The organism is Lachnospira eligens (genome assembly GCF_009680455.1).
In the GTDB taxonomy this organism is placed as follows: domain Bacteria; phylum Bacillota; class Clostridia; order Lachnospirales; family Lachnospiraceae; genus Lachnospira; species Lachnospira eligens_A.
Map to the genome: position 1 here is coordinate 194207 of NZ_WKRD01000004.1, position 15817 is coordinate 210023.

Annotated in this window: 13 protein-coding genes and 1 pseudogene; 12 read left to right on the forward strand and 2 right to left on the reverse strand. The window is 38.1% G+C overall.

The features are described from left to right. Positions 1-23: 23 nt before the first annotated feature. From GKE48_RS06555 to GKE48_RS06600, 10 genes and pseudogenes are all read left to right on the forward strand, one after another. Positions 24-1094 carry a SufB/SufD family protein gene (locus GKE48_RS06555; RefSeq protein WP_154300700.1) on the forward strand — a complete coding sequence of 357 codons (1071 nt, stop codon included), beginning with the start codon at positions 24-26 and terminating at the stop codon, positions 1092-1094. After that, the gene (locus tag GKE48_RS06560; protein WP_154300701.1) at positions 1094-2323 is read left to right on the forward strand and encodes an aminotransferase class V-fold PLP-dependent enzyme; all 1230 of its coding nucleotides are present in this window, start codon (positions 1094-1096) and stop codon (positions 2321-2323) included. Before GKE48_RS06555 ends, GKE48_RS06560 begins: the two co-directional genes overlap by 1 nt. Continuing rightward, complete coding sequence (gene sufU, locus GKE48_RS06565; RefSeq protein ID WP_012740408.1) at positions 2313-2753, forward strand: Fe-S cluster assembly sulfur transfer protein SufU; 441 nt, start codon at positions 2313-2315, stop codon at positions 2751-2753. Before GKE48_RS06560 ends, sufU begins: the two co-directional genes overlap by 11 nt. 91 nt (positions 2754-2844) lie before the next feature. Continuing rightward, positions 2845-3666, forward strand: a pseudogene (locus GKE48_RS06570) (DUF3737 family protein); the annotation flags it as partial. Then, entirely contained in the window at positions 3654-4859 is a 1206-nt protein-coding gene (locus GKE48_RS06575) for a MalY/PatB family protein (RefSeq protein ID WP_243138459.1), read from the forward strand. The pseudogene GKE48_RS06570 and the gene GKE48_RS06575, both read left to right, overlap by 13 nt. 76 nt (positions 4860-4935) lie before the next feature. Then, positions 4936-5535, forward strand: coding sequence for a bifunctional phosphoserine phosphatase/homoserine phosphotransferase ThrH (gene thrH / locus GKE48_RS06580; protein WP_012740405.1), 600 nt, complete (start codon positions 4936-4938; stop codon positions 5533-5535). A 27-nt stretch (positions 5536-5562) separates the two neighbouring features. Then, the gene (locus GKE48_RS06585) at positions 5563-6360 is read left to right on the forward strand and encodes a GTP pyrophosphokinase (RefSeq protein ID WP_012740404.1); all 798 of its coding nucleotides are present in this window, start codon (positions 5563-5565) and stop codon (positions 6358-6360) included. Positions 6361-6982: 622 nt separating this feature from the next. Continuing rightward, a complete protein-coding gene (locus GKE48_RS06590; RefSeq protein ID WP_012740402.1) occupies positions 6983-7390 on the forward strand; it encodes a hypothetical protein in 408 nt (135 codons plus the stop codon). A 10-nt stretch (positions 7391-7400) separates the two neighbouring features. Further along, on the forward strand, positions 7401-8336 hold the full coding sequence (locus GKE48_RS06595; RefSeq protein WP_154300702.1) for a DNA/RNA non-specific endonuclease: 936 nt from the start codon (positions 7401-7403) through the stop codon (positions 8334-8336). Positions 8337-8490: 154 nt separating this feature from the next. Next, on the forward strand, positions 8491-10785 hold the full coding sequence (locus GKE48_RS06600) for a metallopeptidase domain-containing protein (protein ID WP_243138460.1): 2295 nt from the start codon (positions 8491-8493) through the stop codon (positions 10783-10785). Positions 10786-10867: 82 nt separating this feature from the next. On the opposite strand, the gene pepT is transcribed toward GKE48_RS06600, so the two are convergent. Both pepT and GKE48_RS06610 read right to left on the reverse strand, forming a co-directional pair. Next, complete coding sequence (pepT, locus tag GKE48_RS06605; RefSeq protein ID WP_154300704.1) at positions 10868-12082, reverse strand: peptidase T; 1215 nt, start codon at positions 12080-12082, stop codon at positions 10868-10870. A gap of 432 nt (positions 12083-12514) precedes the next feature. After that, positions 12515-13213, reverse strand: coding sequence for a PrsW family intramembrane metalloprotease (locus GKE48_RS06610; RefSeq protein WP_206671573.1), 699 nt, complete (start codon positions 13211-13213; stop codon positions 12515-12517). A gap of 287 nt (positions 13214-13500) precedes the next feature. Between GKE48_RS06610 and GKE48_RS06615 the strand changes: the two genes are divergently transcribed. Then, complete coding sequence (locus GKE48_RS06615; RefSeq protein ID WP_173016899.1) at positions 13501-13848, forward strand: hypothetical protein; 348 nt, start codon at positions 13501-13503, stop codon at positions 13846-13848. A 4-nt stretch (positions 13849-13852) separates the two neighbouring features. Further along, positions 13853-15745, forward strand: a complete 1893-nt coding sequence (locus tag GKE48_RS14535) for a glycine zipper 2TM domain-containing protein (protein WP_173016900.1) — start codon at positions 13853-13855, stop codon at positions 15743-15745. Positions 15746-15817 lie beyond the last annotated feature (72 nt).

The following is a 15817-nucleotide window of genomic DNA, read 5'->3' on the forward strand; positions in this document are numbered from 1 at the left end:
TTAATCAGAGTGAGGAATATGATATGATAGGTATCGAAGAAAAGGACATGATAATAAACCGTATCCCAGCCAAGACATGGAATCATCTTCATATGAACCAGAGCAAGGTTGGAGAGGTTGTAATTAACCGTACAGGTGAGTTAAATGCTTCTGTTAATGATGTAAGTCTCATTGATGATGGAAAGCTTAACAATGGTGAGCTTGACAATATCATTGGTGGATGTGGTCAGGAGATTACAGAGGCAGCTAAGAAGTCACAGGCTGAACCTGTATATTATATAACAGATAAGAAGAATGCAGGTTTTGTAAGACTCGACTTCAATTATGGAAAGAGTAATGCAGACATCAATGTTGTTGGTATTGAAACTAAAGAGAATGCCAGCATTGATGTTTACATGGATTTTAATGGAGATAAAGATGGAGAAGGCTTCGCAGCAGTACAGACAAGATTATATGCCGCCAAGGATTCGGTTATCCGTCTTATCCAGATTCAGAGGGTAGGCAGTGAGACAACATTTATTAATGATATCGGTGGTTACTGTGAAGATGGTGCAAGAATTGAACTTGTGCAGCTTTATTTAAGCGGAAAGAACAGATACGAAGGCTGTGAGATTAAGCTTGCAGGTGATGGAAGCTCTATGTCTGCAGAGATTGGATATGTTGCAGCAGGTAAAGAAAGACTTGATATGAACTACTGCGTAAGACATATCGGCAAGAAGACAGAATGTGCAATCAATGCGGCAGGTGCATTGAGAGATACAGCATTTAAGCTGTTCAGAGGAACTATTGATTTCATTAAGGGTTCAGCAGGTTCTGTTGGTAATGAGAAGGAAGAAGTTCTTCTTATTGATGAAAAATGTGTCAACCAGACTATTCCTATTATTCTATGTGCAGAAGAAGATGTTGTCGGTAATCACGGTGCAACTATAGGAAAGCCTGATGAGGAGCTTTTATTCTATCTTGAATCAAGAGGAATACCGGCACAAGAATGTTATAATATGCTGGCAGCAGCTAAGCTTTTAGCTGTATGCGGCAAAATCCCTGATGATGGTATCAGGAACGAGATACATGACTACATTAAAGAGGTTTATTAATGAGTGAGTTAAGTAAGACGATTGAGTCTATAAGAAAAGATTTCCCACTTATTTCGGGAAGCAATATTGCATATCTTGATAATGCAGCGACTACACAGAAGCCACAGGCTGTTCTTGATGCAGTTAATAAGTATTATCAGGAGATGAACGCCAATCCGTTCAGAGGTGTATACGAATTAAGTGAGATTGCTACAGAAAGTTATGAGAATGCAAGAAAGGCAGTAGCTCAGTTTATTGGTGCTAAAGATGCAAGCCAGATAGTATTTACAAGAAATGCTACAGAGAGTCTTAACTTAATTGCATACAGTTATGGAATGAATTTCATTAAAGAGGGTGATGAGATTGTTGTTAGTGTTATGGAACACCACAGCAATTTCCTTCCATGGAAGCATGTTGCAGAAAAATGTGGAGCGGTATTAAAGCAGCTTACACCTGATGAGAATGGAGAGATTACAGACAAGTCTTTAGAGGTTATCACAGATAAGACTAGGCTTGTAGCAGTTACCCAGGTTTCTAATGTATTAGGAAGAGTTAATGATATAAAGCATATTGCAGAGGTTGCACATGCACATGGTGCGGTTATTGTGGCTGACGGAGCACAGAGTGTTCCTCATATGCCGGTTAATGTAACAGACCTTGATGTTGACTTCCTTGTATTTTCTGGACATAAGATGTTAGCACCTATGGGAATCGGAGCATTATATGGCAAGAAAGAGCTTCTTGACAAGATGCCACCATTCTTAAGCGGTGGTGAGATGATTGAGATTGTTCACTGGGACAGAGTTAAATATGCAGAGGTTCCACATAAGTTTGAGGCAGGAACTGTTAATACTGGCGGTGCAGTCGGACTTCATGCGGCAATTGAATATATTAACAAAGTTGGATTTAACACAATCATGGCACAGGAGAGAAAGCTTACTAAGATTGCTGTTGACGCCATTAATGATATGAAGGGAGTTAACTTAATAGGTTCTCCGAAGGCAGAAGACCATGAGGGTATAGTCACATTTACAATTGACGGAGTACACCCACATGATGTTGCTTCTATACTTGATTCACAGCATATTGCAGTAAGAGCAGGACATCACTGCGCACAGCCATTAATGGATTTCCTTAAGGTTAATTCAACAACGAGAGCAAGCTTTGCTTTCTATAACACAGAAGAAGAAGTACAGCATTTTATAGAAGAACTATCTAAGATCAGGGGGCTTATGGGATATGGAGACTAAAACTTTTTATAATGAGGTTCTTACGGACCATAACATGCATCCATATCATAAGCATGATATAGACAATGCAGACTTAGAGCTTGAGGGTGTTAATCCAAGCTGTGGAGACGACATAATCTTAAAGCTTAAGTTTGATGATGCTAAGAAAACTATTGTTGATGGGGCATTTACAGGAGATGGCTGTGCAATATCGCAGGCATCAGCAGATATAATGCTTGAGCTTATCATTGGAAAGCCTATAGATGAGGCAGTACATCTTTCAGAACTTTTCCTTAAGATGATTAAGGATGAGGCAACTGAGGAAGAGATTGATGAGCTTGATGAAGCCGGAGCATTAAGAGATATCTCTCATATGCCAGCAAGAGTTAAATGTGCAGTACTTGGCTGGCACACAATGGAAGAGATGGTAGAGAACCTTAAGAATGTTTAGAATGTAACCCAATCACTTATAATATGGTGATTGGGTTTTAATGTTTGTAGATAAGAATGGAGTAAATATGGAAAAGAAATTAGTTAAGTAGCAGCTTCTTACAGGAGAACGTGCTCTTTTTGCAAGCAAAGACCTTCGTATTGAAGATTCTATATTTGATGATGGTGAGTCTCCATTAAAGGAGAGCAGTAATATAGAGCTTGTAAACAGCAGCTTTAAGTGGAAATATCCACTCTGGTACTGCAACAATGTCAATGTAAAGGACTGTTATTTCTTTGAGATGGGAAGAGCAGGAGTATGGTACACTAACGATATTAATGTTGAGGATACAATTATTGAAGCACCTAAGAATTTCAGAAGATGTAACAGACTAGGTCTTAAGAATGTGGAATTTGTCAATGCAGAGGAAACTCTCTGGAGCTGTGATAATGTTACTATGACAAATGTAGTGGCAAAGGGTAATTATTTTGCAATGAACAGCAACGATATGAAGATTGATGGTCTTAAGCTTGTTGGCAATTATCCATTTGACGGAAGTAAGAATCTTGAGATGAGAAATTCAAGACTTATGAGCAAGGATGCTTTCTGGAATGCTGAAAATATAACAGTGTATGATTCATACATTTCAGGTGAGTACCTTGGCTGGAATTCAAAGAATCTTACGTTTATTAACTGTACAATAGAGAGTCTTCAGGGATTATGCTACATTGACAATCTTGTTATGAAGAACTGCAAGCTTATTAATACAACACTTGCTTTCGAGTATTCAACAGTAGATGCTGATATCACAAGCAGGGTTGACAGCGTGTTAAATCCAACTTCCGGAACGATAACAGCAGACAGTATAGATAAGCTTATAATTGAGAAGGATAAGGTTGATCCTTCGCTTACTAAGATAGTATGCAGGAATTAATAAGTAGAATTAAGAAGGGAAATCCGAGAATGAAATATGATTTTGATACAGTAGTGAACCGCCGTAATACGGATTCTTTAAAATGGAATGTGGCAGAGAATGAGCTTCCTATGTGGGTTGCTGACATGGATTTTAAGACAGCACCTGAGATAACGGAGGCTATTAAGGCAAAGGCAGACATCGGTGTATACGGTTATACTGAGATATCAAAGGACTGGTATGATGCATACACAGGCTGGTGGGAAAGACGCCACAATTTCAGGATGGAAGACGACTGGCTTATGTTCGTAACAGGCGTTATACCTGCAATATCAAGCTCTGTAAGAAAGCTTACGACACCAGCAGAGAATGTTGTAATCATGACACCTGTATACAACATTTTCTTTAACAGTATTCTTAATAATGGCAGAAATGTGTTACAGAGCCAGCTTGCATATGAGAATGGCAGGTATGTAATAGATTTTGAAGACCTTGAAGTTAAGCTCAAGAACCCACAGACAACACTTCTTATTCTGTGCAACCCACAGAATCCGGGTGGAAATGTATGGAGAAAGGAAGAACTTGCACGTATCGGAGAGCTTGCTTACAAGTATGGAGTCGTTGTTATATCTGATGAGATTCACTGCGAGCTTACAGACCCGGGCATTGATTATGTGCCATTTGCAAGTGTTTCGGAGGTGTGTAAGAATATATCTGTAACATGCATAGCACCTACGAAAACATTTAACATGGCAGGCTTACAGACAGCAGCAATATGTGTGCCGGATGAGCGACTCCGTCACAAGGTTTGGCGTGCAATCAATACCGATGAGGTAGCTGAGCCAAATGTTTTCGCAGTTGATGCGGCTATAGCTGCATTTACAAAGGGTGAGGAATGGCTTGAGCAGTTAAGAGAATATATCTACGAGAATAAACAGATTACCGAAAAGTTCATAAAAGACAATATTCCGAGAGTGTCAATGGTGGAATCACATGCAACTTATCTTTGTTGGCTTGATGTGTCTGATATCACAGACAATTCAACAAGGCTTGCGGCATATATAAGAAAGAATACAGGACTTTTCCTGTCAGCGGGAGAAGGCTTTGGCGGAGATGGAAAACATTTCTTAAGACTGAATGTTGCATGTCCTAAGACAACTTTAATGGATGGGCTTGAAAGACTTAGAAATGGCATATTGAGTTTTGACAGGTAGTGGGTTACAATAATATAAGTGAAATAACACATGAGATACGAGTGTATCTAAGAATAATAAGCGAGGAGATAATGATATGAATATTGTATGTTTAGACCTTGAGGGCGTTCTTGTACCAGAGATATGGATTGCATTTGCAGAGGCAAGCGGAATCCCAGAGCTTAAGAGAACAACAAGAGACGAACCAGATTATGATAAGCTTATGAACTGGAGACTTGGTATTCTTAAGGAGCATGGTCTTGGACTTAAAGAAATTCAGGATACTATTGCTAAGATTGACCCAATTCCGGGAGCAAAGGAATTCCTTGATGAATTAAGAAGTATAACACAGGTTATCATTATTTCAGATACATTTACACAGTTTGCTACTCCGCTTATGAAGAAGCTGGGCTGGCCAACTATTTTCTGTAATTCACTTGAGGTCGCTGACAATGGTGAGATTACAGGTTTCAAGATGCGTTGTGAGCAGTCAAAGCTTACAACAGTTAAGGCTTTACAGTCTATTGGTTATGATACTATTGCATCAGGAGACAGCCACAATGACTTAGGAATGATTAAGGCAAGCAAGGCAGGCTTCCTCTTTAAGAGTACAGAGCAGATTAAGGCTGATAATCCTGAATTAGAGGCATTTGATACATATGATGAGCTTTTAGCTGCTATTAAGAAGGCACTTTAAGATGCATCAAAGGTAAAAGGGGTTACTATGTTATTAGAAGAGATACTCAAGCAGGAACAGGAAAGATTCATTAAAGAGAATCTCCTTTCTGATGAAATGATTGAGTTATTAAAAGAAAATATTATGCCGTTTAACACACTGATGGCTTATTACAGATGCGCCATTATGGAGGTTGAGACTAAGTTCAAGGTGCTTAATGAGGAGTTCTCATTACAGTATGACAGAAATCCTATTGAGAGTATCAAGAGCAGAATTAAGTCTATGGATGGAATATTTAAGAAGGCGAAGAAGAAAAATATTCCTATAACAATGGAAGGCATTGAGGAAGGTATAAGAGATATTGCGGGGGTAAGAGTAATATGCTCTTTCCCGGAAGATATCTATATGCTTGCCGACTGCCTGTTAAAGCAGGACGATGTAGTGCTTGTCGAGAGAAAGGATTATATCAAGAATCCTAAGCCAAGCGGTTACAGAAGTCTTCACCTTATAATTGAGATACCGATATTCCTTCAGAATGAAAAGAAGATGATGAAGGTTGAGGTTCAGTTCCGTACAATTGCCATGGATTTCTGGGCGAGCGTGGAGCATAAGGTTCGTTATAAGAAGAATATTCCAGATTCTGAAGCAGAACAGCTGGCTGCAGAATTGTCTTCATGTGCAGATCAGATTGCTGCAATGGATAACAAGATGGAAGAGATTCGCCGCAGAATTGCAGAAGCGGAGGAAAGAGAAGCTGAAAATAGTCCGGCTAAGCAGCCTCAGACGATAGGTGGGGTTATGCTTAAGAAGAGGCTGGAATCGGGGAGGTTTCCCTTTAAGAAGTAGGTAAGAAATGGCTCCCCGGAGAGGGGGCTGGGGATGGCTGTATGGTTTAATTGAAAACGCGCTCCCGCTCGGGCGAAGACGCAGCGGGTACTAAGTTTGTGGGGATTTGCCGCCTTTCGGCGGCTCTCCCCACGCACTAAGTACCGGCGTCTTCTTACGGTTTTCAATTAAACCATACAACCACACCCAGCCCACCACCCCGGGGAGTTTTTACCTACTTGCGTTGGTCGCGTTGCTCCCTCGCTTTTGTGGTGGGGTGAGATGCGTGGTTCAGCGTTGGTCGCATTGCTCCCTTGCTGGTGTGGTGGCGGGATTGAGCTATGGTCGTGTAGAGCAACTGTGTTTGTGATGGGGAGGATGTGACTGGGTTGGATAAAGGACTTTCTTGAAGGTTCAAGTGGAGTTTAGAGGCTGTAGGATTTTATAAAATGTGTAGCAATTTTCGCACACGATGTGAGAAAAAGGCGCATTCGAGCCATGGATGGCGAGTATGCGCCGGTTGCGGACGGTGACTGTAACGCGGATAAAATCCGTACAGCGTCTTAATGACACGTTCCACCTTTAAGAAAGTCCTTTATCCAACCCAGTCACACCTTGCTGGACATAAAAGAAGGAGGACATTATGAAGGTTATATCTATTGTTGATGATGATTATGGAATTATGTTTAATAACAGACGAGTTTCTAAGGACAGTGTTCTTAATGAGCATATTATTAAGATGCTTGATGGCGGGAAGTTATGGCTTTCTTTATATAGCAAGCAGCTTTTTTGTGATTATGAGAATCTTGAGGTTAATCAGGAGTTTGGTTTTGCCGGAAGGGATGATTTCTGTTTTGTTGAGGACTCTGAGATTGTTTCTTATGAGGATATGGTGGATGAGGTTTATCTGTATAAGTGGAACAGGAAGTATCCTTCTGATGTGAAGTTTCCTAAGGACATGCTTAATGATTTTAAGCTGGAGGGTTCTACTGATTTTGAGGGTAATTCTCATGAGAAAATTACTGAAGAAAGATATGTAAGAAAGAAATAAGGAAAAATACATGCGTAATATAAGGTTAGAAGTATTGAGAAGAGTAACCGCATTTTTACTGGTAGGCTTCATTGTGTGGAGCGGGCTTTGGGTAAACGGATGCTCTTCTAAGAATACTGCCAATGCAGGTGAGGCGTTGTCAGCATCATGGCAGGCAGATATGGTAACTCTTTCATATGATGGAAAGCCATATGTTGTAATTAATGACAATAATCCTGATTTTACTGAAGCAGATATGACGACTGCTTCATTTGAAAGCTATGGTGAGCTTGACGGTCTGGGAAGATGTACCACAGCATTTGCGAATATTGGTAAAGATCTTATGCCTGCGGAAAAGCGCGGCTCTATTGGTGAGGTGAAGCCGACAGGCTGGCAGACGGCTAAGTATGATAATGTTGATGGCAAATATCTGTATAACAGATGTCATCTGATTGGATATCAGCTTACCGGAGAGAATGCCAATGAAAAGAATCTGATTACAGGAACAAGATATCTTAATGTTGATGGTATGCTGCCTTTTGAAAATATGGTGGCGGATTACATAAAGGAAACTAATAATCATGTTTTGTACCGCGTAACACCTGTATTTTCTGGCGATAATCTTGTTGCCAGCGGTGTGCAGATGGAGGCTGAGTCAGTTGAGGATAATGGCGATGGAATTCTTTTCAATGTGTATTGTTTTAATGCACAGCCGGGAATTGCTATTGATTATGCAACAGGTGACAGCCATCAGGACGATTCAATAGTTGCAGATGCTTCAAAGTCAACAACTGCAGCAGAAGCAAATGTGCAGACATATGTACTTAATACGAATACTAAGAAGTTCCACAAAGAATCCTGCAACAGTGCAAAGAGCATGGATGCTTCCAATAAAAAGATTTATACAGGAAGCAGGCAGGAGATTATTGATATGGGGTATGAAGCTTGTGGTGTGTGCAAGCCGTAAAATAGTTATTTGAATTGAATTAAATTTAATAATATGGTAAGATTCTGACAGAGAAACCGGATAATATAATAGTTAGCTTGTTTATACATGGAAAGGAATTTTTATGAGAAAAATCAAACTAATACTGTTATTTTGCGCTGTTTTTCTGTCAATTTTGTTATTAACAGGTGATAAAGACAGGATACAGGCAGATGATGATGACAGTAATTTTACTAATTTAGTGGTATTTGCCAGATTTGCAGGTGAAACCGAATTTATAAATGATGTATATGAAGGCAGTTCTGTCAGAAAAATAACAGATAATTCATATAATGCAGGCTCATATAGTGTAGGCGATTATTACAAATGTGTATCAGATAACAAATTAAGAATGAGAAGTGTATATTTATATGATAATGGCGGTTCAATTGTACTTTCACATCCTCGTGGGTATTATGCAGAGTACAGTGATATTAATACCATTGGTTATAAAGATGCTTCGGAGCGTGCAAGCAGAATGTATGAGCTTAGGCAGGAGTGGTCAGAAGCTGTTAATAATGCCATATCATCTGGTAATAAAATTTCTGATTATAATAATACTGTATACTATGACTATGGTGTGCTTGATAAAGATAACAATGGTACTATTGATTCAATTACAATTATTTATAAGAATAATGGGTCAGGTAATATATCAGTAAGCTGGTCATCACCATTGTGGAATTATACAGATTATGTTAATAATATTTCTGTTAATACCGGCAAAAAAACTATTAATAGTTACAAATATGTCCAGATAACCAATTCGTATTGTAAGCCTGATGGTGATACTAACGGATATTTATTTAAGGATGGGGATGACCAGGTATTTGTATCAATTGCAACAGCAGTACATGAAATGGGACATATTATGGGGCTGAAGGATTTATATAACTCAAAGAATGCGTCACCGGTGTATTTCATGTCAGTTATGGCAAAGCATATATCTCCAGTACCACAGTTTATGTCTCTTAAGGAAAAAGAAGTATTAGGCTGGGCTGATGAGAATGATATTAAGACGATTTTGTCCGAAGGAGAATATAGTCTTAAAGCATTAGGAACTTCAGGTACGGATAATATTACAGGATATAAGATGGATATTCCGGAAAAGGGTAAGACATTGTATCTTGAGTACAGAAACTTTGAGGATAATGGTAACAAATATGATTCTCAATATAAGCAGATGTTCAAGATTAATGGAAACAGAGTGGATAAAATCCCATTAAAATCCGGTCTGGTATGTTATCTTATAGACAGTGACACTAAGTTTCCAAGTAATATGTATTTTTCATCACCTAAATGGAATTATGAAGTTCTTGGTGGACAGTATAACACAAAGGCAGATGCAGCATTAGGAATAGGTGAAGATATATGGATTTACGGAGATATTTATATCAGTGTCAATTCAATCGAGAATAATATACTCACATTTGAAATAAAGGGTGGCATTCCAGAGCATATTCATAGTGGCGGAGAGGCAACATGCGTCAATCGTGCAGTGTGTGAAGTATGTCATGAGGAATATGGTGAATTAAATAAGGATAATCATAAGTTACAGCATGTAGAAGCTAAAGCAGCTACAGTGACTCAGGAAGGTAATACTGAATATTATTACTGCTCTTTATGTTTAAAATACTTTGCAGATTCAAATGCATCAAAGCAGATAGACAAAGATAGTGTTGTTACATCAAAACTGACGCCAGAAATAATTGCTGGTGATAAATGTATAATTGATAAGAATTCCGATAAGGCAATTACATTTAAGTCTAATGCAGCATTTTCAGATTTTGTAAAAGTAGAACTTGATGGCAGAGAGCTTGTAAAAGACAAGGATTATACGGTAAAAGCAGGAAGTATTATTGTAACACTTAATCCAGATTTAATAAAAAATTTATCGACGGGAGAGCATGTTATAGGTATTGCTTCATCGAGTGGAACAGCTAGTGCACATTTTACTGTTAAAGAACCGGAGACGGAACCAGAGACAGAACCGGAGACAAAACCAGAGACAAAACCAGAGACGGAACCAGAGACAAAACCGGAGACAAAACCAGAGACGGAAGCAGTGACAGAACCAGAGACAGAAACAGTGACAGAAAGCAGCAGGAAAACAGAATCTGAAACTGAGGACATCAAGGAGACTGAAAGTAGTAAAGAAACAGAAAGTATCAAAGAATCTGATTCAGAGAGCAGCAAGGCGACAAAAACAGAGATGGAGAGTACTAAAGAATCTGAAACAGAAACAGAGACCATCAGTCAGATAGAATCAGAAACAACAAGCCAGTATACATTTGATGAAAATGAAACAAATGCATCATCAATCAACACTGGGGACAGAAATCATGGGAAATTATGGCTTGTAATAGCAATTATTGCGTTAGCTGGATGTATTGCAGCAGCAGTTATGTATGTTGTTTCAAAGCGAAAGTAATAAAAACTGAATAGCAACTGATAATACAAAACAGGAGTAGGTCAATAGCTTAACTCCTGTTTTGTGTTATGAAATATAGTTGTTATTCAGTAAATGTTCCAACCAATTTAACAAGCATTGCAACGGTCATATCCATGCCTTCAACAGTAATATGTTCATAAGGACCGTGGTATGCGTGTCCGCCAGTTCCAAGGTTAGGGCATGGAAGACCTTTGAAGCTTAACTGACAGCCGTCTGTTCCCCCTCGGATAGGAAGAATAAGCGGTACTATATCAGCCAGTTCACAGGCTTTCTTTGCATTATCAATAAGATTCATGCAGCCCGCAATGATTTCGGACATATTCTTATACTGGTCTTTAATGGTGAGCGTAACAGTTCCCTTGCCCCATTTTTCATTCATATTCTTTTCGATTAATCGCAGAGTATTTTTCTTTGCTTCAAATAAATTCTTATCATGGTCTCTTACTATATAATTAAGCGAAGCCTCACTGACATCGCCAGACATGCTGACAAGATGGTAGAAGCCCTCGTAATCTTCTGTGCCGCGAGGGGTTTCCATAGCAGGAAGCGCATTGTTAATCTCCATTGCAACAAGACTGGCATTAATCATGGTGTCTTTGGCAGAACCTGGGTGTACATTGAAGCCTTTAATATGAAAATCCGCTTTGCATGCGTTGAAGTTTTCGTACTGAATCTCGCCTTCTGTGTCGCCGTCAATTGTGTAGGCGTATTTGGCACCGAACTGTTCTATGTTAAAATGTTCAGCTCCCATGCCGATTTCTTCATCAGGTGTGAATGCAATACATATTGTTCCATGAGGTATATTGCCTTTCTGCAAATGTTCTATCATAGTAAGGATTTCAGCAATACCTGCTTTATCATCGGCACCAAGTATAGTGCTTCCGTCTGATGTGATAAGTGTACGACCCTTAAGAGTGCCAAGATGAGGAAAATCATGCACAGACAAGGTTATTCCCGCAGGAAGTGTGAGTGATACACCATTAAAGTTTTCTGTTATTACTGGTGTAATATCGTGATTGCAATAATCGGACACAGTATCCATATGTGCAATAAATCCGATAGCAGGTGCATTTTCATAACCTTTGGTTGCTGGAAGCTTACCATACAGGTAACACATATCGTCAAGTACAATGTCCGATAAATTCAATCCTTCCATCTCATTTTTAAGAAATCTGGCTAACTCAAACTGGCATGCAGATGAGGGAGTTGTTTCACTGTTTTCATCACTTGGTGTACGGAAAGTGACATATTTTAATAATCTTTCATATGCTTTCATGGTAATTCTCCAATCTGTGGATTGATATTCATATATTAACATATTCTGGTGGAAATATACGGATTATGCGAAAAAAAATAAAAGATTATCAATACATAAAATAAACTCCATTGAATGGGACGAAGAAGAATATAAGGATAATGGTATACTTTGCAGAAATGCAGTTGCAAAAGGTAATAAGGTGGTAAATGATTATACAGCTTTGTATGGAGGAGATGCATATCTTCCTGCCAATAATCTGGCTTATAAATATGTTGCTTAATTAATAATCATCCAGCAGCGGTTACATTTGGAGCATTAACAGTTCTGATAGTAATTTCCTGCGTGGTAGTATTTCTTGTATTCTTAAAAAGAAGACAGATGAATAAATACGAAAAGTATTAACATACAGACACCAGCACGTTAAGGTTAAATGTGCTGGTGTTTTCTATATCATATGTATTTATCATTCTTTGATGAGATGTTTACCAGTCCAAAAGACAGTGCAAAAAGTATAATAACGAAGGCCACGAAATATAGACCTCCCATTGTATTTTCCATGGAAGCTATAAAATCATATGAGCCATGTAATAGAACTGGTAACACAACACTGAATATTCTGAATATCTTGGAGCTAAATTTTTTTCCACGATTATACTGTTTTCTTGCGAGACCATAGAATACACCCATAAATACACCAAAACAGGCATGTCCTGGAATTGCTGTAATTGCTCTTACAATAGCAGTTGAAAAACCATATGATAAAACATAGTTGATATTTTCCCAAAGGGCAAATCCGAGAGAAACAAATACTGCATATACAACACCGTCATACTGACAGTTAAATTCTGGATTATTCCATGTCCGTTTTTTTAAGAAGAAATACTTTGAGCTTTCTTCGGCTATGGCAACAATAACAAAATAAAGAATTATCTGATACAGCAATTTATTTCCGGGAACAAAGCATGATAAAATCCATTCCCCTATTTTTTCCTCAATTAGGGCAATAATGGTGGATAGAATTCCCGCAATAACTAGCTGTCTTAAAAGGTAGCCGCTTTCCTTTTCCATTCTGTCTGCTCTGTATACTTTAATCATAAGGAATACCGCAGGGATAACTGCCGCTAATATTAATATCCAGTTATACATCATTATGGGTTCCAATATAAAATAAAACATATATCTGCTTGCTCCTTATTGTGCTTTTTATTTCTATTTTATAATTATATATCTCATATATTCTGATAACAAGCTGCTTTATAATATATTAATAAATGGAAGTGCGAAATCATTGCAGTCGGTTAGATGCTATGAAAAATAACAAATCTTGCTGTCAAGTCATCAAAGAGTTATAATATATTCAGTTTATATGCGTGAAAAACAGAAATATATTTCTTGCTGATGGCAAAAGTATGATTAAAAGGTAAAGAAAGAATAAGATGGGTTCAAGGAGAAGCTACATGAATGGTGACTGTGATGTGATAAACAGATTATTGAATGAAACAATGCATATGGATTTTCCATTTCTTGCAGGTGAAGATAAGAAGAAAAGAATTGTTGAAGATAAGAAGATATATATAGAAGATACAATAAAAGAAGCGTTTGCGGAAATGTATCCTGAAAAGTTGGAATTAAATAAGTTGTGGAATGAGGCCTTAGATTATGCAGGCAGCAAATTTGATAGTCTTCCAGTTTCAAAAAGGCTGAATGGGTTTTATTTGCAGGAGCTTATGCACAGATATGTTGAATTATTAGGAAATGTAGTGACAGAGAATAAGGAGAATTAGTTTTATGGGGGAACATGAAGAAAAGATTGAGATAATGAGAAAGTATTTGGCAGATATGACGGCTGCTGGAAATTATCATGTCAAAGGAAATATTCCTATTAAGAAAATTGATAATGCATTACAAACATTTGCACAGGGGATGGATAGAACTACAATGCTAGGTTTTCTTGATACAACTGTATTTGGAAGTGGTAAAAATGGTTATATTTTTACTGATGATAAGATGTATTATGTGGAAACAATGGAGAAGCCTAAAAAGCTTTGGTATGATGATATAAAACAATTGAGGATATTGAAGAGTAGCAAAAAAGATTGTAATCGTGAATTGGCAATAGATTTTTTAGACGGAAGCACATTTTATATAGAAGGTTCTTTTATAAACAAGACTCCATTAAAAAATTTCCTAAATGAAATGAAAAACTTTGAGGCTAACAAAAAGGCGGAGAAGAAGAAAATTGAAAATGAAAAGAAGAATAATTTCGGAGCTGAATCAGCAGGTCGAGGGATAGGAGCATTTAGGACTGTTAATAATCAGTTTGAAGAAGAGAAATTTCATTCAAGACAGGGACATGGTTTTGCCGCGGAAAGAGCTAATAACCTATTTGATAAACTGACAGGACATGATGCAAAGATTGTTGGAGATGATAACGCTAAAAATGGTGCTGACAGAGTTGTTGATGGCGTAAATATACAGTCGAAGTATTGCGCTACAGGAAAAAGATGTATAAATGAATGCTTTGAAAATGATGGAAAAGGTACATTCAGATATATGACGGATGGAAAACCAATGAAGATAGAAGTTCCATCTGATAAGTATGATGAAGCTGTAATGGCAATGGAGGAGAAGATAAAAAATGGACAGGTAAAGGGGGTGTCTGATCCTAATGAGGCAAAGAATATTGTTAAGAAAGGACACTTTACATATGCACAGGCAAAAAATATTGCTAAAGCAGGAACTGTTGAATCTCTTACATACGATGCAGTAAACGGAACAATAATAGCATCCTCTGCATTTGGTGTTACTGCGATGATTACATTTGCGACATCAATGTGGAATGGAGAAGATTTTGAAGATGCTATAAAAATTGCAACATATTCAGGTCTTAAAGTAGGTGGAACAGCATTTATTACATCAGTACTTGCAGCGCAATTATCTAAAGCTGGGCTTAATAGTGCACTTGTAGGAAGTTCAGAAGCTATAGTTGCTATGATGGGGCCGAAAGCATCTGCAGTTTTAATTAATGCATTCCGTGTAGGTTCAAAGCCTATTTATGGCGCAGCGGCAATGAAAGCTGCCGCAAAGCTCTTAAGGAGCAATACAATTACGGCAGGCATCACATTTGTTGTACTGTCTTCCTTTGATGTTGCCAACATATTCAGAGGGAGAATATCAGGAAAACAGTTGTTTAAAAATATGGCAAATACAGCTGCAACGGTAGGGGCTGGAACAGGAGGCTGGGTTGCCGGCGCAGCAATCGGTTCCGCAATTCCAGGAATAGGTACAATTGTGGGTGGCTTAGTTGGTTCTATGGTTGCTGGTTCTGCAGCAGGGAAAGTAACAAATGCTGTGGTTGGAAGCTTTATTGAAGATGATGCGGATAAAATGGTGGAAATAATTCAGGATGTGTTTACTGAAATGGCATCAGAATATCTTCTTAGCAATAAGGAAGCAGAAAAGTCCGTAGACAGATTAAAGGATAAATTAGATGGAAAAACTCTTAAAGATATGTTTGCAAGTAATGATAGGAAGAAATTTGCAAGAAATCTTTTGATTCCAATAATTGAGAATCAGATCTCTAAGCGGGAAGTGATACATAAATTAACTGAAGAGCAAATGCTTTATGGAATAAGGGAGGTTCTTGAAGATATCAGTGATATGGAAGAAAGCTATGCTTAAACTAAAAAGATATACATCGTGCAGCATAAATAACATTAGATAAAATACAGGTATTGACTTAAGTTCTTACCC

Coding starts and splice junctions, on each gene's coding strand:
- GKE48_RS06560 (WP_154300701.1), top strand. CDS start 1,094: ATGAGTGAGTTAAGTAAGACGATTGAGTCTATAAGAAAAGATTTCCCA.
- pepT (WP_154300704.1), bottom strand. CDS start 12,082: ATGAAAGCATATGAAAGATTATTAAAATATGTCACTTTCCGTACACCA.
- GKE48_RS06610 (WP_206671573.1), bottom strand. CDS start 13,213: ATGATGTATAACTGGATATTAATATTAGCGGCAGTTATCCCTGCGGTA.
- GKE48_RS06615 (WP_173016899.1), top strand. CDS start 13,501: ATGGGTTCAAGGAGAAGCTACATGAATGGTGACTGTGATGTGATAAAC.
- GKE48_RS14535 (WP_173016900.1), top strand. CDS start 13,853: ATGGGGGAACATGAAGAAAAGATTGAGATAATGAGAAAGTATTTGGCA.
- GKE48_RS06595 (WP_154300702.1), top strand. CDS start 7,401: ATGCGTAATATAAGGTTAGAAGTATTGAGAAGAGTAACCGCATTTTTA.
- GKE48_RS06575 (WP_243138459.1), top strand. CDS start 3,654: ATGCAGGAATTAATAAGTAGAATTAAGAAGGGAAATCCGAGAATGAAA.
- GKE48_RS06585 (WP_012740404.1), top strand. CDS start 5,563: ATGTTATTAGAAGAGATACTCAAGCAGGAACAGGAAAGATTCATTAAA.
- thrH (WP_012740405.1), top strand. CDS start 4,936: ATGAATATTGTATGTTTAGACCTTGAGGGCGTTCTTGTACCAGAGATA.
- GKE48_RS06590 (WP_012740402.1), top strand. CDS start 6,983: ATGAAGGTTATATCTATTGTTGATGATGATTATGGAATTATGTTTAAT.
- GKE48_RS06555 (WP_154300700.1), top strand. CDS start 24: ATGATAGGTATCGAAGAAAAGGACATGATAATAAACCGTATCCCAGCC.
- sufU (WP_012740408.1), top strand. CDS start 2,313: ATGGAGACTAAAACTTTTTATAATGAGGTTCTTACGGACCATAACATG.